Genomic DNA, 22,335 nt, shown 5'->3' with positions numbered 1-22,335 from the left:
CAATTTGTTGGTTTTGTTGGGTTTTGTACCCGGTGCCGGATGCGATGCTGGCGCATCTTATCCGGCCTACGGATTGTGCAATTTGTTGGTTTTGTAGGCCGGATAAGGCGTTTACGCCGCATCCGGCAACCTGTCTTTACGCGGTAGCTTCATCCTCGGCTAACCGCGTTTCAGCATCAGCGACTATCGCTTCCAGCTCACTCAACATCTCTTCATAGCCAAAGTTTTTAGTAGCGCGGGTGGCTTCTTTCGCCACTACGGACTTCACTTGTTGACGTTTCTTCGTCGATTTTTTACTCACCATCTTCTCCCTGTAAAAACAACTAGACGGGTAAATCTATCAGCAAAGCGCGCAGTGGGGAATCGGCAACCAGCGTAATGTTAGTCTCGTCACGAATAAACGCCCCGTCGCCGCAGCTCAGCGCCGCTTTCTCTTCGTTGTGCGTAATCGCATGAAACTGACCGTGAATCGATTGCAAATAGGCACGCGGGCCGTGTAGTTGAAAGCTCGCACTTTCGTTCTTATCGAGCACGATATGATGCAGCCACACCTGCTGGCGCAGTTGCAGGCTACCCTTCGCGCCATCGGGCGAGGCGATTAATTGCTGCTTATCCATATTAAGCGCCAGTTTTTGAATCAGCGGATTCTCCCGCTGTGGACAAGCGTCCAACCAAAGCTGCATCCGCGTTAACGATTTGTCCTTGCTGATGTTATGTTCGCTATAACTCACGCCCGGCTGAGTAGAAAGCAATAAGGCTTCACCAGCGCTGGCTTGAACATGATTGCCTTCACTGTCGCGGTATTCTGCTTCTCCATCCAGAATCACATTCAAAATATCGACTTTTGGGTAGGTTCGCGGCTGGAAGGCGGCACCTGGGGTCAGCACTTCCTGGTTAAGTACACGCAGGGAGGCATAGCCTAACAATGTAGGGTCGAAGTAGTGTCCAAAGGAAAAAGTATACCGGGCCTGCAACCATCCGTAGTCTGCTTGTCCACACTGTCTGGCAGTTCGGGTAGTAATCATAATTCTTGACCTCTCTTTACTTCCTTTTATGGTAAGGGGCTGGACGCTACATTGTTAGCCAGATATTCTGCCCGGTATGTTCAAATTTCCTGAATGAGAACGACATGGCCAAAGAAAGGGCATTAACGCTGGAAGCACTGCGTGTTATGGATGCTATTGATCGCCGTGGCAGTTTTGCGGCAGCAGCAGATGAGCTGGGACGCGTGCCTTCTGCGCTTAGCTACACCATGCAAAAACTGGAAGAAGAGCTGGATGTGGTGCTGTTTGACCGCTCGGGGCATCGGACAAAATTCACCAATGTCGGGCGTATGTTGCTGGAGCGGGGACGTGTTCTGCTGGAGGCAGCAGATAAACTGACTACTGATGCCGAAGCCCTCGCGCGCGGTTGGGAAACACATCTCACTATTGTGACCGAGGCGCTGGTGCCGACGTCGGCCTTTTTCCCGCTAATCGACAAACTGGCGGCGAAAGCCAATACCCAACTGGCAATCATCACCGAGGTGCTGGCGGGGGCGTGGGAGCGACTGGAGCAGGGCCGGGCAGATATTGTTATCGCGCCGGATATGCATTTTCGTTCTTCGTCGGAGATCAACTCGCGCAAGCTCTATACCTTAATGAATGTCTACGTCGCCGCGCCGAATCACCCGATTCATCAGGAGCCGGAGCCGCTTTCGGAGGTTACGCGTGTGAAATATCGTGGGATCGCGGTGGCAGATACCGCCCGTGAGCGTCCGGTATTGACGGTGCAGTTGCTGGACAAACAGCCGCGCTTAACGGTCAGCACCATTGAAGATAAACGGCAGGCGTTACTGGCGGGGCTTGGCGTGGCAACCATGCCGTACCCGATGGTCGAAAAAGATATTGCTGAAGGGCGGTTGCGTGTAGTCAGCCCGGAATCGACCAGCGAAATCGATATTATTATGGCGTGGCGTCGCGACAGTATGGGGGAGGCAAAATCCTGGTGTTTGCGAGAAATCCCTAAATTGTTTACGGCAAAATAATCCATTAAGCACCTTTTGCAAGGTGCTTAATTATTATTCTTGTTCCAGTTTTGGGTCTGGCCCAAACCGGTTTTCACCTGGTGTACCCGCCTGGCAGTTAAACACGATGATAATCAGCCAGCCGATAACCGGGATTAAGAACAGTAGCACCCACCATGCCGAGCGGTCGGTGTCGTGCAGGCGACGGAACTGAACCGCCCACCACGGTAAAAACACCAGAATGCCATAGATGGTCGTCAGAATGCCCTCGCCACCGGCGCGTTGCCAGCCTAACATTTTGTCCAGCAGCCCCAGCACGAACGTAAAGATGATGTTGACCAGAATAAACATCCAGTACTCTTTGCGTCGCGCACGTCCCCGGAAACCGACATAATTTTTCAGTACTTTCAGATACCAGTCCATTTTTGCCTCAATTTTGCTCAATCACTTGTTTTTAAAGCAGCAAATTAAGAATAGACATGAATGAAATGACAGTAAATATTAACTTGATGAATTAATAAGGCATCGTGAAGGGTACCTTTGTTTAGCTGAAGCGAACATCCCGCCCGTGTGGTTCATCAAGATCCTGCCACGGACCAATCGAAATAATCCCGGTGGGATTGATGGTCTTATGGCTGCGGAAGTAGTGATTACGGATATGATCGAAATTGACAGTTTCGGCAATCCCCGGCATCTGGTAGATATCGCGCAGGAAGCCGTACAGGTTCAGGTAATCGCTGATGCGGTGCTTATCGCACTTGAAGTGGGTGACATACACCGGATCAAAACGGATCAATGTGGTCCACAGGCGAATATCGGCTTCGGTGAGCTGGTTACCTGTCAGGAAGCGATGCTGCCCTAAGATCTGTTCCAGACGCGCCAGTGATTCAAATACTTTTACCACTGCTTCGTCATAGGCCTGTTGGCTGGTGGCGAAACCGGCCTTATAGACGCCATTGTTAACGGTGTCGTAAATCCAGCCATTGAGTTCGTCAATTTTCGTTTGCAGTGCAGGCGGGTAGTAATCACCAGCTTTCGCACCCAGCGCATCAAAAGCGGTATTGAACATGCGGATGATTTCCGCTGATTCGTTGCTGACGATGGTGTGATTCTTTTTGTCCCACAGCACGGGAACGGTGACACGACCGCTATAGTGCGGATCGGCATGAAGGTAAAGCTGATACAGAAACTCGTGTTGATAGAGCGTGTCGCCGGTTGCACCTGGAAAACTGTCATCAAAGGTCCAGCCATTTTCCAGCATCAGTGGGTTCACCACGGAAACAGAGATGAACGGTTCCAGACCTTTGAGTTTACGCATAATCAGCGTGCGGTGTGCCCACGGGCAGGCGAGTGAGACATAGAGATGGTAGCGGTTTTTTTCTGCGACAAAACCACCTTTGCCAGTCGGCCCAGGCGCGCCATCGGCAGTAAGCCAGTTACGAAATGCGGAAGCTGAACGTTGAAATTTACCGCCGGTGGATTTTGTGTCGTACCAGGTGTCATACCAGACACCGTCAATCAGTTGACCCATTTTTTTTCCTCCAATAGCAAAAACGAGGAGCTTCCTCCTCGTTTTTTATCGTTAAGTATAGCCTGTGCTTACCACTTTTTATTCAGCAGGCGGTCGATGCTATATGCGCCCGGACCGGTAATCGCCAGAAGCAGGTATCCACCAGAAATAGTCATATTTTTCATAAACATTAGCGAGTTCATGCCTTCGGCAAAGTTGCTGTGAAATAAAAATGCCGTCAACAGTGTAAAGCCAGCGGTAAACAGTGCGGTGGTACGCGTCAGGAAACCGAACAGGATTGCCAGGCCGCCACCGAACTCAAGCAGGATCACCAGCGGCAGCATAAAGCCCGGGACACCCATCGCTTCCATGTATTGTTGCGTGCCTGCATAACCGGTAATTTTCCCCCAACCTGCGCTAATAAACAGAATTGGCATTAAAATACGCGCTACCAGTACACCAACATCTTCTAATTTTTTCATCTTACTCTCCACTGCGCCACTCAGGCCGCTGATTGTTTTTTTCTGCAAGAGCGCGGTATTAGCGTCGTTGCTGTCGATGGAGAGAAGCATAAACGTAGTGAATGGTGATTGTTAGCAAGGAAAACTGTCAAAAATTTTCAAAAAATTTGAGGGATAAGGCCGGAATGACTCCGGCCAGAGAGGTAATTAACCGCGAAGCTGCTGCTGATTAATCGTACTTTTAACCAGACGCCAGGCACTCCAGACGCCAAAACCGCGTCTGGCCCAGCGAACCAGCATATTCGGATGGCGAATTGTCCAGATAGCCATCACGCTGCTGCCAACCAGCGCCCAGGAGCGCAAACTCAACAGCATATTCCAGCGACGATCGTAAGCGCCTGTTGCCTCCAGCCAGTCACGACGACTGGCGGAAAGATCCAGCCGTTGTTGCTGGATCTGGCTAAGTAGCTGTGCCTTGCGGCGTTCACGTTCGACTTTACCGCTCACGGGACTCCTCCTCGAGCAGTTGCCGATCGTTCGCCAGTTCATGGCGCGTATGGCGCAACAGGGTCGATTTCCGCGACTTGCGTAATGTCCAGATACCGCCAATCAGCGCTAAAAGGAACAACACCACGGTGGTGGCAATCATTGCATTCAGGCGATATTGCGGATCAATCGCCCAGATAATCAGCACCATCAGGCTCATAAGACCAAATGCAGCAAAAAGCATCGTCAGACCCAGCATCAGTAATAACTGAAAGATATTGGCTTTTTCTTCTTCCAGTTCAACCACCGCCAGCCGCAGACGTGTCTCCACCATTTCAACCATGATAGTGACAATTCGCTGCCCGATGCCCAGAACGCTTTTACCGGGCCCTTGCGCGTGCTGAGTGTCCGCCATAATTAACGACGAGACAGTAGAACGCCCAACACTACACCGACGGCAGCGCCAATGCCTACGCCTGTCCACGGATTTTCACGCACGTATTCATCGGCACGTGCCGCCGCTTCACGGGTCTGTTTGGCAATTGCATCACCGGTTTCACCCAGACGGTAACGGCTCTGTTTCAGTGCCTGCTCCGCTTTGCTGCGAATCTTACTCAACTCTTCTTTCGACTTCTCTCCTGAAGCGCTTAGTACTTCTTCCAGCGTATCAGACAGGGATTTCAACTCAGCACGCAGATGTTCCGTAGTGTGTTCTTTCGACATAGTTTTCTCCAGGTGAGTAAGTAGTGACTATTGTGGATTAGTAGGCGCGCGCTTCCAGCTTTTTCAGCTCTTCCTGCGCTTCTGCCAGTTTCCGTTCGCGTTTGGCAATCTTATCCGCATCGCCTTTTTGTTTGGCCTCGGCTAAATCATGTTTGCGTTCCGCTACCTCATCTCTCTGCTTTGCGATTTTCTTCTGATGATCGGCGCGCAGTTGGCTATCTGAACAATTGGCCCGTACTTCTCTAAGGGCTTTGTTCAGGCCGTTGATACGATTCTGGTTTTGGTGTTTTTCAGCATAGCTGATCTCCTTAAGGATATTTTGCTCCTTTTCCTGACAAAGAGTAGTGGCATAACTACTGACACTAAGAGCAAAAAGAGAAACAGCTAAAGCGATGCGGTATTTCATTCTTGAACCTTCCATTGTGACTCGGACCCATTACAGAGGAACGATTGTCCAGACAACGAAGCGGTAGTGTTAACCACCGCCTCATTAATCATAGACAGTAACAGTGAAATCACCAAAGTGAGTGATATGTTTCGGATAACAGGAAGTTATCCGAAGCGATGAGAGTTATCTCGCAGCCGGGTCAGCCACTGCATAGCCTGACTATTATTGTCCTGCTGTGCAATGATGTAGCCATGAGGCAATGTTCTGTCGAGAACAGCTTTTGCGGCGGCACTCTGGTCGCTGGAATCAAATGTAATCAGTAGAGTGTCATTCTTGGGAGTGATGCTTTTGAAAGGAATGCCGTGAGCGTCAAGGTGATGCCAGATGGAAAAACCGTCTGGCATCGTCGTGCCTTGATGAACGGCACGGATCGCCAGCGTTGAATCTTGCTGACGAACCGCGGACCAGGCCAGCAGCAGCGTGCCGACCAGCAGTAAAGCAGCGCCGGACCAGACTAGCTGACGAAGCGACATGCGAGGTATTTGCATCCCTTACCCCCGATTTCCATATTTCTTTTTCCATAACACAACTAAAGAACCTGCCAGACCAAACACCAGCAGTACCACCGGGAGCAGCATCAGGCATGACATGAGCTGATCCTCATACTTCAAAAATACCGGCGTTTTGCCGAGCATGTATCCTAAGGTTGTCAGGATCAACACCCACAGCAGACCGCTCATCCAGTTGAAGAACTGAAAACGGGCATTATTCAGCCCTGACAACCCGGCAATAGTCGGCAGTAATGTTCTGACAAACGCAATAAAGCGGCCAATCAGCAACGCGGATAAACCGTGTTTGTGAAAAAGATGATGTGCGCGTTGGTGATAGTGCGCGGGTAAATGGGAAAGCCAGTTTTGCACGGTGCGGGTATTGCCCAGCCATCGCCCCTGTATGTAACTGACCCAGCAGCCAAGGCTGGCGGCAACGGTCAGTAACAGAATCGTTTGCGGATACCCCATCGCGCCTTTAGCAATCAATACACCGACCAACACCAGTAAGCTGTCGCCCGGTAAAAAGGCTGCCGGAAGCAAGCCGTTTTCAAGGAACAAAATTACAAACAAGACAAAATACAACATGCCAATCATCGATGGATTGGCCAGCGTTTCAAAATCCTGCGCCCACAGGGCTTGCAGTAATTGGGTCAAAAGTTCCATTCATTATTCCTGGTGAATCGGTTAACGCCACGCCGGTTTTAAATGATGCACTCCCGCCAGGTTATTACTGTTTTTGTATGGATTGCGGGTCGGGACACCAACACGGCCTGAACTATTCCCTGTTAAAACGTGAGATAAGAAAACATTTAATAGCATAAATTCAAATTGAATCTAATTGTAACAAAGGTCAACGTTGTTCGTTATCAAAATTACATGTCCGTGGGGTCTGATTTTGCTGATTGCAGGGGAGGGTGGCGAGAGGATTTACACAGGCTGACACTTTATACTTTTCGCTTACTGATAAAGCGCACAGGCACCTGGCAGCGCCTGTCAGAAGAGAGGGCTATTTATTGCTATTGGCAGCCGTATCCAGATGTACAACCGGGTTTTCAGCAAACAGGTAACGGTCAGCATTGAACTCGAAATCATCACTGGTTTCGTTAAATAACATAATTTTAGTGTTTTCCAGATGCTGCCACATTGCCAGTTTAGCGGCATGGGGATCTTTGCGAATCAGCGCTTTAAGGATTTGATCGTGGTCATCGCACCAGTTATCGACGGTACGAGAATCAATGTGTTCGTGGAGTTTTTTCCAGTACGGGTTATGGCTACGCTGGGTCCACATTTTCTCAACGATGGCTGCCAGCGCCGAGTTCTGCGTTGCCAGGGCTACCTGAATATGAAACTGCAAGTCCCACTCGGAATCGCGGAAGCATTGTTCGCCGCGTGCCTGCTCCTGGATGGCCATCAGTTTCATGATGTCCTGTTTAGTGACCTGGGTAGCGGCAAACTCAGCAATATTGCTTTCGATGAGCTGGCGTGCCTGGAGCAACTCAAACGGACCGTAATTAGCAAATTCCATATTATCGTCAGCCGCTTGCTGATGGCGAGGCTGGTTGGAAACCACATGAATACCTGAGCCTTTACGCACCTCTACATAGCCTTCTACTTCCAGCATGATGATGGCTTCACGAACCACGGTGCGGCTGACGTTTTTTTCATCGGCAATAAAACGTTCGGCGGGTAATTTATCACCCACCAGATAGACGCCCTGCTCGATGCGTTCTTTCAGGTCAGCAGCAAGTTGTTGGTACAAACGGCGTGGTTCAGAGATTTCCATATGCGCTCCAGGCATGATACAGCAGACTATATTTGTTATACCACTTTTGCGAGATTTGCTCTACTCGCAGTGATGAAAAAGCCGCCTGAAAAGGCGGCTTCGAAGGGAAACTAAAACTTATACTTTGCGTTAATGTTGCGGTGCGGGATCGTTATGTGTTTCCTGCGCCACCTCAATCGCTGGTTTGTTCTGCAATACCGTCCAGATAACCAGCGCGCCTAACAGGTCGAACACTGCCAGTACCGCGAACAGCGGGCTGAAGCCGATGGTGTCAGCCAGTGCACCCACAACCAGCGCAAACAGCGTACTTGCCAGCCATGCGGACATCCCGGTCAGACCGTTTGCCGTTGCCACTTCGTTACGACCGAACACGTCAGAAGAGAGCGTAATCAGCGCGCCAGACAGTGCCTGGTGAGCAAAACCACCGATACACAGCAGCATAATCGCTACATACGGGTTGGTGAACAGACCGATCATACCCGGGCCAATCATCAGTACCGCACCCAGCGTTACAACCATCTTACGGGACACGATCAGGTTCACACCAAACCAGCGCTGGAACAGCGGCGGCAGGTAACCACCGAGGATGCAACCGAGGTCAGCAAACAGCATCGGCATCCAGGCAAACATAGCGATCTCTTTCAGGTTAAAGCCGTAAACTTTAAACATGAACAGCGGGATCCACGCGTTGAAAGTACCCCAGGCGGGTTCCGCCAGGAAGCGCGGCAGTGCGATACCCCAGAACTGACGGTTACGCAGGATCTGACCAACGGACAGTTTTTTCGCCGTGCCAACCTGGTGCTGGGCTTCCTGACCATTAATAATGTAGTCGCGTTCTTCATCGGTCAGATGCTTCTGGTCGCGTGGATGCTTATAGAAAATCAGCCATGCCATCGCCCAGATAAAGCTCAATGCACCAGAGATGATAAATGCCATCTGCCAGCTATGCATTACGATTGCCCATACTACCAGCGGCGGTGCAATCATCGCGCCAATTGAAGAACCAACGTTAAAGTAACCTACTGCGATGGAACGCTCTTTCGCCGGGAACCATTCGGAGCTGGCTTTCAGACCCGCCGGGATCATTGCCGCTTCAGCAGCACCTACTGCACCACGAGCAATCGCCAGGCCGCCCCAGCTACCCGCCAGCGCGGTAGCGCCACAGAACACTGCCCACAACACGGCAAACATCGCGTAACCGATTTTTGTACCCAGAACATCCAGTACATAACCCGCTACCGGTTGCATGATCGTATAAGCAGCAGAATAGGCTGCGATGATGTAGGAATACTGTTGGGTGGAGATGTTTAACTCTTCCATCAGAGTTGGCGCAGCCGCCGCTACAGTGTTACGCGTCAGGTAGCCAAGCACGGTGCCGAGCGTCACCAGTGCGATCATGTACCAACGTAACCCTTTAATTTTACGCATGTAAAACCTCATCGTTTTGTTATATCCGCAGGAATCGCGGCCATCATCCCGCCAGAGGCTGAAGATGTTAGTTACGACCGGGTAACCGAAAAAAAAACCGGCACGCCCCGAACGTTGCCATGAAAGTTTCGTGCTAATTCGGCTTCCGTACCGGTCAACCCGATTCATCTAACAAATGAATGAATCAGCAATTTGCATTCCGTCGACTTATGATTTGCGACGGCAGAAAGATAACTTGTCATACAACTTTAAAAGGTGAGAGCCATCACAAATGTGCGAATATTTGTAGGGACATTACTGGATAATGACGAGGCCAGAAATGGCGCGGCTTGCGGCGGTGTTTACCACTTTGAGAGTAATTTTTTTAACTACGTTTATTGATCTAACTCACGAAAATATCTTCTGGCTCTGGAAATTGGTGTGATAACTTTGTCAGCATCGCACCATAAGCAAGCTAGCTCACTCGTTGAGAGGAAGACGAAAATGACTCCGTTTATGACTGAAGATTTCCTGTTAGATACTGAATTTGCCCGCCGCCTGTATCACGACTACGCAAAAGACCAGCCGATTTTCGATTACCACTGTCATTTGCCGCCGCAGCAGATCGCAGAAGATTATCGCTTTAAGAATTTGTATGACATCTGGTTGAAAGGTGATCACTACAAATGGCGTGCAATGCGTACCAATGGCGTGGCTGAACGCTTGTGTACAGGTGATGCCTCTGACCGTGAGAAGTTTGATGCGTGGGCGGCGACCGTTCCACACACTATCGGCAACCCGTTATACCACTGGACGCATCTGGAACTGCGCCGTCCGTTTGGTATCACCGGTAAACTGCTGTCTCCGTCGACTGCCGATGAGATCTGGAACGAATGTAACGAATTGCTGGCGCAGGATAACTTCTCCGCGCGCGGCATCATGCAGCAGATGAACGTGAAAATGGTTGGCACCACCGACGATCCGATTGATTCTCTGGAACATCACGCAGAGATCGCCAAAGACGGTTCTTTCACCATTAAAGTGCTGCCGAGCTGGCGTCCGGATAAAGCCTTCAACATCGAACAGGCGACTTTTAACGACTATATGGCGAAGCTGGGCGAAGTTTCCGACACCGACATTCGCCGCTTTGCTGATCTGCAAACCGCCCTGACCAAACGTCTGGATCACTTCGCCGCTCACGGTTGTAAAGTGTCTGACCACGCGCTGGATGTGGTGATGTTTGCCGAAGCGAACGAAGCGGAACTGGATAGCATCCTGGCACGCCGTCTGGCTGGTGAAACTCTGAGTGAGCACGAAGTGGCACAGTTTAAAACTGCGGTACTGGTGTTCCTTGGTGCCGAATACGCACGTCGCGGTTGGGTGCAGCAGTACCACATTGGCGCACTGCGTAATAACAACCTGCGTCAGTTCAAACTGCTGGGGCCGGATGTAGGCTTCGACTCCATCAACGACCGTCCGATGGCGGAAGAACTGTCTAAGCTGCTGAGCAAACAGAACGAAGAAAACCTGCTGCCAAAAACCATTCTTTACTGCCTGAACCCGCGCGATAACGAAGTGCTGGGCACCATGATCGGTAACTTCCAGGGCGAAGGTATGCCGGGCAAAATGCAGTTCGGTTCCGGCTGGTGGTTTAACGACCAGAAAGACGGTATGGAACGTCAGATGACCCAACTGGCGCAGCTCGGTCTGCTGAGCCGCTTTGTCGGTATGCTGACTGACAGCCGTAGTTTCCTGTCATACACCCGTCACGAATACTTCCGCCGCATTCTGTGCCAGATGATCGGTCGCTGGGTGGAAGCAGGCGAAGCACCGGCGGACATCAACCTGCTGGGCGAGATGGTGAAAAATATTTGCTTTAACAATGCGCGTGACTACTTCGCCATTGAACTGAACTAAGGTCTGGGGTTGATATGCAATACATCAAGATCCATGCGCTGGATAACGTCGCGGTCGCTTTAGCGGATCTGGCTGAAGGCACAGAAGTCAGTGTCGATAGCCAGACTGTTACGCTGCGTCAGGACGTCGCTCGTGGACATAAATTTGCGTTAACGGATATCGCAAAAGGAGCCAACGTCATTAAATATGGTCTGCCGATTGGTTATGCATTGGCGGATATTGCGGCGGGGGAACACGTTCACGCCCACAATACGCGCACGAATCTGAGCGATCTGGATCAGTATCGCTATCAACCTGATTTTCACGATCTGCCAGCACAAGCGGCAGATCGTGAAGTGCAGATCTATCGTCGCGCTAACGGCGATGTCGGGGTGCGTAATGAGTTGTGGATCTTGCCGACCGTTGGCTGTGTCAATGGCATCGCGCGGCAGATCCAGAATCGTTTCCTGAAAGAAACTAACAACGCCGAAGGGACTGATGGTGTGTTCCTCTTCAGCCACACCTACGGCTGCTCGCAGTTGGGCGACGATCACATCAATACTCGTACTATGCTGCAAAACATGGTGCGCCATCCGAATGCGGGCGCAGTACTGGTGATTGGTCTGGGGTGTGAAAACAACCAGGTTGATGCTTTCCGCGAAACGCTGGGGGATATTGATCCTGAACGCGTTCATTTCATGATCTGCCAGCAGCAGGACGATGAAATCGAAGCCGGGATCGAACATCTGCATCAGTTGTATAACGTGATGCGCAACGACAAGCGCGAGCCGGGCAAACTCAGTGAACTGAAGTTTGGTCTGGAGTGCGGCGGTTCCGACGGTCTTTCTGGTATTACCGCTAACCCGATGCTGGGGCGTTTTTCTGACTACGTGATTGCTAATGGCGGTACTACCGTACTGACCGAAGTGCCGGAGATGTTCGGTGCAGAGCAGTTGCTGATGAGTCATTGCCGCGATGAAGCGACGTTTGAAAAACTGGTCACTATGGTTAACGACTTCAAACAGTACTTTATTGCCCATGACCAGCCGATCTACGAAAACCCATCACCGGGGAACAAAGCAGGCGGTATTACCACGCTGGAAGACAAATCACTTGGTTGTACTCAGAAAGCGGGTTCCAGCGAAGTGGTTGATGTGTTGCGTTATGGCGAACGTCTGAAAACGCCGGGACTGAACCTGTTAAGCGCGCCGGGTAACGATGCCGTGGCAACCAGCGCACTGGCGGGCGCAGGCTGCCATATGGTGTTGTTCAGTACTGGTCGCGGTACGCCGTATGGTGGTTTTGTTCCAACAGTGAAAATCGCCACCAACAGCGAACTGGCGGCGAAGAAAAAACACTGGATCGACTTTGACGCGGGTCAGTTGATCCACGGTAAAGCGATGCCGCAGTTGCTGGAAGAGTTTATCGACACCATCGTTGAGTTTGCCAACGGTAAGCAAACTTGCAACGAGCGTAACGACTTCCGCGAACTGGCGATCTTTAAAAGCGGCGTAACGTTATAAGATCGAAATGAGTTGTTAATAAAAAACGGCGTTTCATAATGTGAAGCGCCGTTTGCTTTTCCATACCTGCTAAGGATTTATCATGACCGCGTATTGGCTGGCCCAGGGCGTGGGTGTCATCGCCTTTCTGATTGGTATCACAACATTTTTCAACCGTGACGAACGTCGCTTCAAAAAGCAGCTTTCGGTCTATAGCGCCGTTATCGGCGTGCATTTCTTTCTCCTGGGCACCTATCCTGCCGGTGCCAGTGCCATCCTTAACGCCATCCGTACACTGATTACCCTACGCACGCGCAGCTTATGGGTGATGACAATCTTCATTGTGCTCACTGGCGGAATTGGCCTGGCGAAGTTCCATCATCCTGTTGAATTGCTGCCGGTTATTGGCACGATCGTCAGTACCTGGGCGCTGTTTCGCTGTAAAGGGCTGACTATGCGCTGCGTGATGTGGTTTTCAACGTGTTGCTGGGTGATTCACAACTTTTGGGCCGGGTCGATTGGTGGCACGATGATTGAAGGCAGTTTTCTGTTGATGAATGGCCTGAATATCATTCGTTTCTGGCGGATGCAGAAAAGGGGAATTGATCCGTTTAAAGTAGAGAAAACCCCTTCCGCCGTAGACGAAAGGGGTTAAGCATTAATTACGCAGAGCGCTATTTGCCAGACGCTCATCTTCTGCCTGGCATGCTGCCGCGGTGAACAGCACGTCAGTTGACGAGTTCAGCGCGGTTTCGCAGGAGTCCTGCAATACGCCGATAATAAAGCCGACGGCGACCACCTGCATGGCGATGTCGTTTGGGATACCGAACATATTACAGGCCAGCGGGATCAGCAGCAGAGAACCACCAGCTACGCCTGATGCGCCACAGGCACACAAAGAAGCAACCACGCTCAACAGCAGCGCCGTGGGCAGATCCACCGGAATACCCAGCGTATTGACCGCTGCCAGCGTCAACACCGTAATGGTGATCGCCGCGCCCGCCATATTGATGGTTGCTCCCAGCGGAATAGAAACGGAATAGGTATCACGATCCAGATTCAGCTTTTCGCACAGCGCCATATTCACCGGAATATTCGCCGCAGAGCTACGGGTGAAGAAGGCGTACACGCCGCTTTCACGTAGGCACAGCAGTACCAGCGGGAACGGATTACGACGAATTTTCCACCATACCAGCAGTGGATTAACCACCAGCGCCACCAACAGCATACAGCCAACCAGCACCGCGAGCAGTTGCGCATAACCCCACAACGTGTCGAACCCTGTGGTTGCCAGCGTAGAAGAAACCAGGCCAAAAATACCGATCGGCGCGAAGCGAATCACCAGCTTCACCATAAAGGTGACGGCATTCGACATATCGTTGACCAGGTTTTTGGTGGTCTCGTTACCATGACGCAGGGCAAAACCGAGGCCAATCGCCCACACCAGAATCCCGATGTAATTACCTTTTAGCAGGGCGTCGATAGGGTTGGAAACCATACTCATCAGCAACCCGCGCATGACCTCAATAATGCCTGACGGGGGGGTAATATCCCCCGCACTGCTGGATAAATGCAGAGTAGAAGGGAAGGCGAAGCTGAAGACAACTGCGGCCAGTGCAGCGGAGAAAGTACCCAGCAAATAGAGAAACAGAATAGGGCGGATATTGGTTTTTTGTCCGTGCTGGTGGTTAGCGATGGAAGCCATTACCAGCATCAGCACCAGGATTGGCGCTACAGCTTTCAGCGCGCCGACGAACAGGGTGCCTAACAGGCCGACAGCTTCAGCCGCCGGTTTTGAGATCCATGCCAGGAGAATCCCCAGAACAAGGCCGACCAGGATTTGTTTTACCAGGCTGCCATGAGCCAGACGCCGGAATATCCCCGGTGAACGTTGCGTAGTCATTTTTCGATCCTTTCGTTGTGTTGTCGCACATCCCTGGTGCGTTCTGTCGACGCATCTTTCAGGATGTAACAAAGTATTTGCAAGGTTGAGTATAAGGAAAGTTGTGGGTTCGGGAAGCTAAAAATACTGGATTTTAAAGAGAGGTCATGTTTTGCAACTTAATTGTTACATTTATTTGACATAAACAGAGGGAAGGACTGACTACTAAGGCTGATTAGATAACATATGGGCAAAACTATTTGGAGTATGAGAACGGTTGCGCTCCTTTAATGTGCAATGCCATATAAAGTCACTGGCGCAGGGAGCGCGCAGGGGGCGGCCAATCGCCGCTGCCCCCTGCACCCCGGGCTCTGGCGAACAAAATCGCCGCCGCGCGGTTCCCTCAGCTTATCCCTTGCGGCTATCGGGTACGGGCGCGAGGTAACATCCCTGTAAAACACGCCCTCGCCGCGCATCCATGCGGTCTTTTTGTAACGAGCTATAAGTCGATTACATAATTAATAGCTCATCTTTGTCTGGAATGAGTTATCTCCAGTAATGGCTTAATATACAGCGAATTACTCTACCCGCTGCTTATCATGCTGATAATTCACCCACGCGTTGATAATAAACGTCGTCACCAGAATGCCAAACACCACGCCCAGCGAGACGGCGATCGGAATATGGTAGAAATCGACAATCAGCATCTTGATACCAATAAACACCAGAATCACCGCCAGGCCATATTTGAGCATCGAGAAACGCTCCGCCACGCCCGCCAGCAGGAAATACATCGCACGCAGGCCGAGTATCGCAAACAGGTTTGAGGTCAGCACAATGAACGGATCGGTGGTGACGGCGAAGATTGCCGGAATGCTATCCACGGCGAAAATCACGTCGCTTAACTCCACCAGAATCAACACCAGCATCAGCGGCGTGGCATACAGCAAGCCATTCTTACGCACAAAGAAGTGCTCGTTGTCGATGGTGTCGGTCATGCGCAAATGACCCCGCAGCCAGCGTACCAGCGGCTTGTCGCCAATCCCTGATTCGTCTTCATGGGCCAATGCCATCTTCACGCCAGTAAACAGCAGGAATGCGCCAAAGATATACAGGATCCAGTCGAACTGCGAAATCAGCCAGCTACCGGTGAAGATCATGATAGTACGCAGGACAATCGCCCCGAGCACGCCATACACCAGCACGCGGCGTTGTAATGCCGCCGGAACAGAGAAATAGCTGAACAACATCAGCCAGACAAAGACGTTATCAACCGCCAGAGATTTCTCAATCAGATAACCAGTGAGGAAGGCCAGCGCCTGCGGGTCCGCGACTTCGCGTCCCTGTGTCTGCGCCAGATACCACCAGAAAGCGGCGTTAAACAGTAACGACAGCGTCACCCAAACCAGTGACCAGGCTGCAGCCTGTTTCATGGTCATAGCGTGCGCACCCCGACGCCCCTGCAACAACAGGTCGATAGCCAGCATAACAGCGACAACGACAGCGAATCCGCCCCATAACAACGGCGTGCCGACAGTATTCATAGAAGTTCCTTACACATAAAAAACGGCCAACGTCGGAAGACGTCAGCCGCTGCTTTTTATGCATAGACCTCGCCTTCCGGCAAGGTCTCACTTACAACAAAAAAGGAATACGTCTGCGTATTCCTTTCGGGTTGCCCGGTGACCGGATGTGGTTTTTCACACATCGTAATGACGATCGACCGGCAATGAAGTTACTCCCCTTTGCAGGTAACAAAGTATGACAGACCATTCATCCAGTCAATGGTCTGTTACATGCCTTTTACACTGCTTTACGGTAACAATTATTGCTTTACGCTATCTGCCGGAAAAATCACCCCGGTCTGGCGGCGGATCTCGGTCAGCAGTTTGGCGGTGATACGACTGACTGCCAGACCCGGATGATCTACCAGATGCTCATCCACCAGAGTGGCGAACAGCTCTGCTTCGTAGAGCATGGTATTAATATGCTGCGGCAAGGTGAGATCCTGCATCTGGCTGCCACGCGGTACAAAACAGACTTTCTGGCACTCGGAAAGTTTTTCAATTACCAGTGATCCCGCTTCGCCCTGAATCTCGCTTGCCAGTACAGAATCGCTGACTTTGGAGTGCTGCAACGTAACGCTGAAATCACCGTAATCCATCACCACCACGCCGTGGGCATCCACGCCGCTTGCCAGCAAACTGGCGGTTGCCTGCACGGTTTTCGGCTCACCAAATAACGCCACTGCCGACGCCAGGCAGTAAAAGCCGATATCCATGATCGAGCCGTTAGAGAACGCCGGATTAAAGGTATTGGGATTCTCGCCGTCGAGATAACGTTGATAACGCGAAGAGTACTGGCAGTAGTTAAAAAAGACTTTACGCAATTTGCCGACTTTCGGCAGCGCCTGGCGTAACAAATGAAAGTTAGGCAGGCTGGCCGTTTTAAATGCTTCAAACAGCACCACCTGATTTTCCCGCGCGCAGGCAATGGCGGCATCCACTTCCGCCAGATTCGACGCCAGCGGTTTCTCGCAAATTACATGCATTTTGTGACTGAGGAAAAGCTGCGTCTGGGAAAAATGCAGGGCATTCGGGCTGGCAACATACACCGCGTCAATGGCATCGCTTTCCGCCATCGCTTCCAGCGAAGTGAACAGATGCTCGACAGAAAAATCATTGGCGAAGTGCTGGGCCTGTTCAAGGCTGCGGGAATAGACGGCGGTTAACTTGTATTTGCCGCTCTCATGGGCGGCCTCGACGAACTGGCGGGTGATCCAGTTCGTGCCAATCACGGCGAAACGTATCATAACGCGTGGTTACTCCATAAAGGGATTCTGTCGTCAATGTAGCACGCCTTTTTCATCTTCGGCGTGCGTGGATACGCATTATTTCTGCGCCGGACAGCCATGTTCGCTAAATGGCCCAATCATGACCGACGGCCCGAGATATTTCGGCTGGCGATGGAGGATTTTGGCGTCAATCACCGCGCTGACGCGAGCGAGTTTTTCCCGCAGTTGAGTATAAAAACCCTGTTTCATATTCAGGTCAGGGGCATTAAAACCGATAGCATCGATGCCGTACTGTTTTGCCAGCCAGATGGCGCGTTGGTTATGAAATTTTTGCGAAATAATGGTGATATGGTTCTCACCAAACACTTTATTGGCGCGCACCACCGAATCAAGCGTTGAGAATCCGGCATAATCGCAGAAGATGACTTTCGCCGGTACGCCTTTAGCGATGAGCGCCCGCTGCATTCCTGACGCTTCATCGTAATTTTTTCGTCCGTTATCGCCACTGACCAACAGCCACTTCACTTTTCCGGCGTGGTACAACTCTGCGGCGCTATCAATACGTCGGGTAAAGTAGCGATTACCCGGCTTTGCTCCCAGCAATAACCCCACGTTACGTACCGGAACTGCGTTGACATCGCTCCATGTTAGTTGCTGGCTGGCGTTGACCATCGCCCGATCGCTGATAAAAACCGTCGCGCCTGCTACAAGCAACAGTAAACAGGCAATCTTAAGAATCCGGCGGGAAAAACAAACGCGACGAAGAAGGCGGAAAAATGCGCGCAGCATGGTCGTTATCCTTAACGAAAGAGGGACGTCGATTTTAGGCGTTAATGGGAGAAAATATAACGCCTGAATCCATTTTCAGATTTTGCCCCGGCCAAGCGACAGTTGCGTCAACCACAGGCGAGTGTCGAACTCAAGCTGGTGGTACTGTGGTTCCATATGACAGCACAACTGGTAGAACGCTTTGTTGTGCTCCTTCTCTTTCAGATGCGCCAGTTCATGCACCACGATCATGCGCAAAAACGGTTCCGGCGCGTTGCGAAACACGGTAGCAACGCGAATTTCAGCCTTCGCTTTCAGCTTGCCGCCCTGCACGCGGGAAACAGCAGTATGTAATCCCAGCGCGTTTTTCAGCACGTGGATCTTATTGTCATACATCACTTTATTGATCGGCGGGGCATTACGCAGAAACTGATTTTTCAGATCCTGAGTGTATTGCCAGAGGGCTTTATCGGTGGCGTAGTCGTGCGTTCCCGGATAGCGTTTTGCCAGCACATCACCCAGACGCTGTTCATTAATTAGCGTGCGCACCTGGGAAAGTAGCTGCTCGGGATAGCCCTGAAGATAAGTAAGATTGCTCATAACTGCCCATGAAAAAGAGAAAAAGGGTATACTCACGCACCCTTTTCAGGGGCAACGTCGAAATTTTATCATTCAGGAGGGCCGATGAGCCACTTAGACAACGGTTTCCGTTCACTGACACTACAACGTTTTCCGGCGACGGATGACGTTAACCCGCTACAGGCGTGGGAAGCGGCGGATGAATATTTGCTGCAACAGTTGGACGACACAGAAATCCGCGGCCCGGTGTTAATCCTGAATGATGCTTTCGGTGCGTTAAGCTGCGCGCTGGCGGAACATAAACCGTACAGTATTGGTGATTCGTATATCAGCGAGCTGGCAACGCGCGAGAATTTGCGTCTCAACGGGATTGATGAGTCGAGCGTGAAGTTTCTCGACAGCACTGCCGACTACCCGCAACAGCCGGGCGTGGTGTTGATCAAAGTGCCGAAAACGCTGGCGTTGCTGGAACAACAACTGCGTGCGCTGCGCAAAGTGGTCACGCCGGATACACGTATTATTGCTGGCGCTAAAGCCCGCGACATTCACACTTCCACGCTGGAACTGTTCGAAAAAGTGCTCGGCCCAACCACCACCACGCTGGCATGGAAAAAAGCGCGACTGATTAACTGTACCTTCAATGAACCGCCGCTGGCTGATGCACCGCAGACCGTTAGCTGGAAACTGGAAGGCACCGACTGGACTATCCACAACCATGCGAATGTCTTCTCCCGCACCGGGCTGGATATTGGCGCGCGTTTCTTTATGCAGCATCTGCCGGAAAATCTTGAAGGGGAGATTGTCGATCTCGGCTGTGGTAATGGCGTCATTGGTCTGACGCTGCTTGATAAAAACCCGCAGGCGAAAGTGGTGTTTGTCGATGAATCACCGATGGCAGTTGCTTCCAGCCGATTGAACGTAGAAACCAACATGCCTGAAGCGCTGGATCGCTGCGAGTTTATGATCAACAACGCACTTTCTGGCGTAGAGCCTTTTCGCTTTAATGCTGTGCTCTGCAACCCGCCGTTTCACCAGCAACATGCGCTGACCGATAACGTTGCCTGGGAGATGTTCCACCACGCCCGCCGCTGCCTGAAAATCAACGGTGAGCTGTATATCGTTGCCAACCGCCATCTGGATTACTTTCACAAACTGAAGAAGATTTTTGGCAATTGCACCACTATCGCGACGAATAATAAATTTGTGGTGCTGAAAGCAGTGAAGCTGGGGCGTCGTCGATAAGGTTGGGAGCTACCTGCCGGATGCGGCGTAAACGCTTATCCGGCTTACATTCAGCACGTTACCCCCAGGCCGGATAAGACGCGTCAAGCGTCGCATCCGGCACTTCAAAGAACGATTTAAATCTCCAGCGCAAGCCGCGTCCCCTGAGCTATCGCTCGTCGTGCGTCCAGCTCCATAGCCACATCGCAGCCGCCAATTAAATGCACGGTTTTCCCGCTATCAATGAGCGGTTGTGCCAGTGCGCGGTTTGGCTCTTGCCCTGCACAGATCACCACATGATCTACTGCGAATACCTGCGTTTCACCGTTGATCACCACATGCAGTCCGCCATCATCGATCTTCTGATAACTTACGCCTGGGATCATTTTCACGCCGCGCGAGAGCAGGGTGGTGCGATGGATCCAACCGGTGGTTTTACCCAATCCCTGACCTGGTTTGCTGGCTTTACGTTGGAGCATTACGATTTGTCGTGGGCTACGGGGGATCTGTATACCTTGCGAACTTAAGCCACCAGCTTGTTGCAGGCTGCTGTCGATCCCCCATTCTGTGCAGAATTCAGCGATATTCTGGCTGGTGGATTCGCCTGGCTGACTCAAATACATTGCCGTATCAAAACCAATACCGCCACAACCGATGATGGCGACTTTGTTGCCCACTGGCGCTTTGTCGCGCAGTACATCGAGGTAACTCAGTACTTTCGGATGATCGATCCCGTCGATGGGCGGAATACGCGGCACGATCCCGCTGGCAAGGATCGTTTCATCGAACGCCTGTAATTGATCCGCCGTCACGGTGTGATTGAGTTTCAGCGTCACGCCCGTCACTTCGATCATCCGGCGGTAGTAACGCAGTGTTTCGTAGAACTCCTCTTTACCGGGGATCTGTTTGGCAATGTTGAACTGCCCACCGATCTCGCCGCGAGTATCAAACAGCGTTACCTGATGTCCACGTGCTGCTGCGTTAATGGCAAACGCCAGCCCTGCCGGACCTGCACCGACCACCGCCAGATTTTTTTTCTGCATAGCAGGAAGGATTGGCATTTTGGTTTCATGGCAGGCGCGAGGATTGACCAGACACGAAGTCACTTTGCCGACGAAGATCTGATCCAGACAGGCCTGGTTACAGCCAATACAGGTGTTGATCTCATCAGATCTCCCCGATTGCGCTTTTGACAGCAGCTCGGCATCAGCCAGAAACGGTCGCGCCATCGACACCATGTCCGCATCGCCACGCGAGAGGATATCGTCGGCAACCTGCGGATCGTTAATTCGGTTGGTGGTCACCAGCGGCAGTGATACATGGCCTTTCAGTTTGCGCGTGACCCAACTGAATGCGCCGCGCGGCACGGGAGTGGCGATGGTCGGAATCCGCGCTTCATGCCAGCCAATGCCGGTATTGATAATGGTTGCGCCAGCCGTTTCAATGGCCTGCGCCAGTTGTACCGTTTCGGTAAAAGTGCTGCCGCCTTCTACCAGATCGAGCATCGACAGACGGTAGATAATAATGAAATCGTTGCCGACGCGTTCGCGCACTGCACGTACCACTTCAACGGCAAACCGCATCCGGTTAGGGTAATCACCACCCCACTGGTCGCTGCGCTGGTTGGTGCGCAGAGTCAGAAATTCGTTGATCAAATACCCTTCGGAACCCATAACTTCTACGCCATCGTATCCGGCCTCCCGCGCCAGTTGCGCACAGCGGGCGAAATCGTTGATCAGTTGCAGGATCTCTTCATGGCTTAACTCATGAGGAACGAAACGGTTGATGGGAGCCTGCAATGCGGACGGGGCGACCAGATGCGGCTGGTAACTGTAGCGCCCGGTATGCAAAATTTGCAGGGCGATTTTGCCGCCTTCCTGATGTACCGCTTCGGTAATAATGCGATGGTGTGGGATCTGACTGGCGTCGTTGAGCATTGCGCCGCCTTCCATGCCAACGCCCGTTAAATCTGGTGCGATACCGCCGCTGACAATCAGCGCCACGCCGTGGCGGGCGCGTTCGGCATAAAACGCCGCCAGCCGCTCAGCGCCATCCGGGTATTCCTCCAGCCCGGTGTGCATTGACCCCATCAGTACGCGGTTTTTTAACGTGGTGAAGCCTAAATCAAGCGGGGCGAACAGCGACGGGTAGCTCATAAGATTGTCCAGTATGTAAAATAATTGTTATGTGGTCGGATGAGTTCTAATTTAGCCGTCGCCGGAGAAAAGGGAAAAGGGGAATGCGGGGTTTGTGATGGGATTCAAAAAGAATACGCCCGATGGTAATGCCGGATGCGACGCTTGCCGCATCTTATCCGGCCTACGGGGACTTATCCGGCCTACGGGCGTACATGTAGGGCGGATAAGGCGTTCACGCCGC

General features: G+C 51.7%; 24 protein-coding genes. 5 read left to right on the top strand and 19 right to left on the bottom strand.

Annotated features, from left to right (window positions below; all coding sequences use genetic code 11):
• Window positions 1–136: 136 nt before the first annotated feature.
• The gene (gene yhaL, locus A31E_RS07500; RefSeq protein ID WP_010379152.1) at window positions 137–301 is read right to left on the bottom strand and encodes a protein YhaL; all 165 of its coding nucleotides are present in this window, start codon (window positions 299–301) and stop codon (window positions 137–139) included.
• Between the two features lie 22 nt (window positions 302–323).
• Window positions 324–1,025 carry a pirin family protein gene (locus A31E_RS07505; protein WP_000633605.1) on the bottom strand — a complete coding sequence of 234 codons (702 nt, stop codon included), beginning with the start codon at window positions 1,023–1,025 and terminating at the stop codon, window positions 324–326.
• Window positions 1,026–1,129: 104 nt separating this feature from the next.
• Between A31E_RS07505 and yhaJ the strand changes: the two genes are divergently transcribed.
• The gene (gene yhaJ / locus A31E_RS07510) at window positions 1,130–2,026 is read left to right on the top strand and encodes a DNA-binding transcriptional regulator YhaJ (protein ID WP_001041020.1); all 897 of its coding nucleotides are present in this window, start codon (window positions 1,130–1,132) and stop codon (window positions 2,024–2,026) included.
• A gap of 33 nt (window positions 2,027–2,059) precedes the next feature.
• Here yhaJ and A31E_RS07515 read toward each other — a convergent pair whose 3' ends face one another.
• The 11 genes from A31E_RS07515 to exuT all read right to left on the bottom strand — a co-directional run bounded on the left by A31E_RS07515 (window position 2,060) and on the right by exuT (window position 9,335).
• Window positions 2,060–2,428, bottom strand: a complete 369-nt coding sequence (locus A31E_RS07515) for a DUF805 domain-containing protein (protein WP_000384147.1) — start codon at window positions 2,426–2,428, stop codon at window positions 2,060–2,062.
• 121 nt (window positions 2,429–2,549) lie between these two features.
• Entirely contained in the window at window positions 2,550–3,536 is a 987-nt protein-coding gene (gene yqjG, locus A31E_RS07520; protein WP_016249233.1) for a glutathionyl-hydroquinone reductase YqjG, read from the bottom strand.
• Between the two features lie 68 nt (window positions 3,537–3,604).
• On the bottom strand, window positions 3,605–3,997 hold the full coding sequence (locus A31E_RS07525; protein WP_000732229.1) for a DoxX family protein: 393 nt from the start codon (window positions 3,995–3,997) through the stop codon (window positions 3,605–3,607).
• A gap of 186 nt (window positions 3,998–4,183) precedes the next feature.
• A complete protein-coding gene (locus A31E_RS07530) occupies window positions 4,184–4,483 on the bottom strand; it encodes a YqjK-like family protein (protein ID WP_000015590.1) in 300 nt (99 codons plus the stop codon).
• Window positions 4,473–4,877 (bottom strand): phage holin family protein, encoded by a 405-nt coding sequence (locus tag A31E_RS07535; protein WP_001517136.1) that lies wholly within the window; start codon window positions 4,875–4,877, stop codon window positions 4,473–4,475. The genes A31E_RS07530 and A31E_RS07535 overlap by 11 nt, the downstream gene beginning before the upstream one ends.
• A 2-nt stretch (window positions 4,878–4,879) precedes the next feature.
• The gene (locus A31E_RS07540) at window positions 4,880–5,185 is read right to left on the bottom strand and encodes an ElaB/YgaM/YqjD family protein (protein ID WP_000031410.1); all 306 of its coding nucleotides are present in this window, start codon (window positions 5,183–5,185) and stop codon (window positions 4,880–4,882) included.
• 37 nt (window positions 5,186–5,222) lie between these two features.
• The gene (yqjC, locus tag A31E_RS07545; RefSeq protein WP_010379140.1) at window positions 5,223–5,591 is read right to left on the bottom strand and encodes a DUF1090 family protein YqjC; all 369 of its coding nucleotides are present in this window, start codon (window positions 5,589–5,591) and stop codon (window positions 5,223–5,225) included.
• Between the two features lie 146 nt (window positions 5,592–5,737).
• On the bottom strand, window positions 5,738–6,121 hold the full coding sequence (gene mzrA, locus A31E_RS07550; protein WP_001166776.1) for an EnvZ/OmpR regulon moderator MzrA: 384 nt from the start codon (window positions 6,119–6,121) through the stop codon (window positions 5,738–5,740).
• 3 nt (window positions 6,122–6,124) lie between these two features.
• The gene (gene yqjA / locus A31E_RS07555) at window positions 6,125–6,787 is read right to left on the bottom strand and encodes a DedA family general envelope maintenance protein YqjA (protein ID WP_000422149.1); all 663 of its coding nucleotides are present in this window, start codon (window positions 6,785–6,787) and stop codon (window positions 6,125–6,127) included.
• Between the two features lie 343 nt (window positions 6,788–7,130).
• On the bottom strand, window positions 7,131–7,907 hold the full coding sequence (gene exuR, locus A31E_RS07560; protein ID WP_000406032.1) for a transcriptional regulator ExuR: 777 nt from the start codon (window positions 7,905–7,907) through the stop codon (window positions 7,131–7,133).
• A gap of 129 nt (window positions 7,908–8,036) precedes the next feature.
• A complete protein-coding gene (exuT, locus tag A31E_RS07565; protein WP_001517135.1) occupies window positions 8,037–9,335 on the bottom strand; it encodes a hexuronate transporter ExuT in 1,299 nt (432 codons plus the stop codon).
• 483 nt (window positions 9,336–9,818) lie between these two features.
• Between exuT and uxaC the strand changes: the two genes are divergently transcribed.
• The 3 genes from uxaC to A31E_RS07580 all read left to right on the top strand — a co-directional run bounded on the left by uxaC (window position 9,819) and on the right by A31E_RS07580 (window position 13,367).
• A complete protein-coding gene (gene uxaC / locus A31E_RS07570) occupies window positions 9,819–11,231 on the top strand; it encodes a glucuronate isomerase (protein WP_000187442.1) in 1,413 nt (470 codons plus the stop codon).
• Window positions 11,232–11,245: 14 nt separating this feature from the next.
• Window positions 11,246–12,733, top strand: coding sequence for an altronate dehydratase (gene uxaA, locus A31E_RS07575; protein ID WP_001199399.1), 1,488 nt, complete (start codon window positions 11,246–11,248; stop codon window positions 12,731–12,733).
• 82 nt (window positions 12,734–12,815) lie between these two features.
• Window positions 12,816–13,367: a YgjV family protein gene (locus A31E_RS07580; RefSeq protein ID WP_001517134.1), complete on the top strand. Its 552-nt coding sequence runs from the start codon at window positions 12,816–12,818 to the stop codon at window positions 13,365–13,367.
• A 3-nt stretch (window positions 13,368–13,370) separates the two neighbouring features.
• Here A31E_RS07580 and sstT read toward each other — a convergent pair whose 3' ends face one another.
• The 5 genes from sstT to A31E_RS07605 form a co-directional block, all read right to left on the bottom strand.
• Window positions 13,371–14,615: a serine/threonine transporter SstT gene (gene sstT / locus A31E_RS07585; RefSeq protein WP_000211634.1), complete on the bottom strand. Its 1,245-nt coding sequence runs from the start codon at window positions 14,613–14,615 to the stop codon at window positions 13,371–13,373.
• Between the two features lie 557 nt (window positions 14,616–15,172).
• Window positions 15,173–16,138: a TerC family membrane protein Alx gene (gene alx, locus A31E_RS07590; RefSeq protein ID WP_001098824.1), complete on the bottom strand. Its 966-nt coding sequence runs from the start codon at window positions 16,136–16,138 to the stop codon at window positions 15,173–15,175.
• 281 nt (window positions 16,139–16,419) lie between these two features.
• Window positions 16,420–17,406 (bottom strand): Gfo/Idh/MocA family protein, encoded by a 987-nt coding sequence (locus A31E_RS07595; RefSeq protein ID WP_016249232.1) that lies wholly within the window; start codon window positions 17,404–17,406, stop codon window positions 16,420–16,422.
• 78 nt (window positions 17,407–17,484) lie between these two features.
• Window positions 17,485–18,177 (bottom strand): SanA/YdcF family protein, encoded by a 693-nt coding sequence (locus A31E_RS07600; protein WP_000942580.1) that lies wholly within the window; start codon window positions 18,175–18,177, stop codon window positions 17,485–17,487.
• 75 nt (window positions 18,178–18,252) lie between these two features.
• Complete coding sequence (locus tag A31E_RS07605; protein ID WP_016249231.1) at window positions 18,253–18,756, bottom strand: M48 metallopeptidase family protein; 504 nt, start codon at window positions 18,754–18,756, stop codon at window positions 18,253–18,255.
• Between the two features lie 84 nt (window positions 18,757–18,840).
• Here A31E_RS07605 and rlmG point away from each other — a divergent pair, with 84 nt between their 5' ends.
• On the top strand, window positions 18,841–19,977 hold the full coding sequence (gene rlmG, locus A31E_RS07610; protein WP_000018671.1) for a 23S rRNA (guanine(1835)-N(2))-methyltransferase RlmG: 1,137 nt from the start codon (window positions 18,841–18,843) through the stop codon (window positions 19,975–19,977).
• A gap of 116 nt (window positions 19,978–20,093) precedes the next feature.
• Here the strand turns inward: rlmG and fadH are convergent, their stop codons facing one another.
• On the bottom strand, window positions 20,094–22,112 hold the full coding sequence (gene fadH, locus A31E_RS07615; RefSeq protein WP_016249230.1) for an NADPH-dependent 2,4-dienoyl-CoA reductase: 2,019 nt from the start codon (window positions 22,110–22,112) through the stop codon (window positions 20,094–20,096).
• Between the last annotated feature and the right edge of the window lie 223 nt (window positions 22,113–22,335).

It is taken from the genome of Escherichia sp. KTE159, from assembly GCF_000408805.1.
Classification (GTDB): Bacteria; Pseudomonadota; Gammaproteobacteria; order Enterobacterales; family Enterobacteriaceae; genus Escherichia; species Escherichia marmotae.
The sequence above is the reverse complement of the archived record's forward strand: the minus strand, read 5'-3'. Positions and strand labels throughout refer to the sequence as shown.

Coding starts and splice junctions, on each gene's coding strand:
- A31E_RS07505 (WP_000633605.1), bottom strand. CDS start 1,025: ATGATTACTACCCGAACTGCCAGACAGTGTGGACAAGCAGACTACGGA.
- yhaJ (WP_001041020.1), top strand. CDS start 1,130: ATGGCCAAAGAAAGGGCATTAACGCTGGAAGCACTGCGTGTTATGGAT.
- A31E_RS07515 (WP_000384147.1), bottom strand. CDS start 2,428: ATGGACTGGTATCTGAAAGTACTGAAAAATTATGTCGGTTTCCGGGGA.
- yqjG (WP_016249233.1), bottom strand. CDS start 3,536: ATGGGTCAACTGATTGACGGTGTCTGGTATGACACCTGGTACGACACA.
- A31E_RS07525 (WP_000732229.1), bottom strand. CDS start 3,997: ATGAAAAAATTAGAAGATGTTGGTGTACTGGTAGCGCGTATTTTAATG.
- A31E_RS07535 (WP_001517136.1), bottom strand. CDS start 4,877: ATGGCGGACACTCAGCACGCGCAAGGGCCCGGTAAAAGCGTTCTGGGC.
- A31E_RS07540 (WP_000031410.1), bottom strand. CDS start 5,185: ATGTCGAAAGAACACACTACGGAACATCTGCGTGCTGAGTTGAAATCC.
- yqjC (WP_010379140.1), bottom strand. CDS start 5,591: ATGAAATACCGCATCGCTTTAGCTGTTTCTCTTTTTGCTCTTAGTGTC.
- mzrA (WP_001166776.1), bottom strand. CDS start 6,121: ATGCAAATACCTCGCATGTCGCTTCGTCAGCTAGTCTGGTCCGGCGCT.
- yqjA (WP_000422149.1), bottom strand. CDS start 6,787: ATGGAACTTTTGACCCAATTACTGCAAGCCCTGTGGGCGCAGGATTTT.
- exuR (WP_000406032.1), bottom strand. CDS start 7,907: ATGGAAATCTCTGAACCACGCCGTTTGTACCAACAACTTGCTGCTGAC.
- exuT (WP_001517135.1), bottom strand. CDS start 9,335: ATGCGTAAAATTAAAGGGTTACGTTGGTACATGATCGCACTGGTGACG.
- uxaC (WP_000187442.1), top strand. CDS start 9,819: ATGACTCCGTTTATGACTGAAGATTTCCTGTTAGATACTGAATTTGCC.
- uxaA (WP_001199399.1), top strand. CDS start 11,246: ATGCAATACATCAAGATCCATGCGCTGGATAACGTCGCGGTCGCTTTA.
- A31E_RS07580 (WP_001517134.1), top strand. CDS start 12,816: ATGACCGCGTATTGGCTGGCCCAGGGCGTGGGTGTCATCGCCTTTCTG.
- sstT (WP_000211634.1), bottom strand. CDS start 14,615: ATGACTACGCAACGTTCACCGGGGATATTCCGGCGTCTGGCTCATGGC.
- alx (WP_001098824.1), bottom strand. CDS start 16,138: ATGAATACTGTCGGCACGCCGTTGTTATGGGGCGGATTCGCTGTCGTT.
- A31E_RS07595 (WP_016249232.1), bottom strand. CDS start 17,406: ATGATACGTTTCGCCGTGATTGGCACGAACTGGATCACCCGCCAGTTC.
- A31E_RS07600 (WP_000942580.1), bottom strand. CDS start 18,177: ATGCTGCGCGCATTTTTCCGCCTTCTTCGTCGCGTTTGTTTTTCCCGC.
- A31E_RS07605 (WP_016249231.1), bottom strand. CDS start 18,756: ATGAGCAATCTTACTTATCTTCAGGGCTATCCCGAGCAGCTACTTTCC.
- rlmG (WP_000018671.1), top strand. CDS start 18,841: ATGAGCCACTTAGACAACGGTTTCCGTTCACTGACACTACAACGTTTT.
- fadH (WP_016249230.1), bottom strand. CDS start 22,112: ATGAGCTACCCGTCGCTGTTCGCCCCGCTTGATTTAGGCTTCACCACG.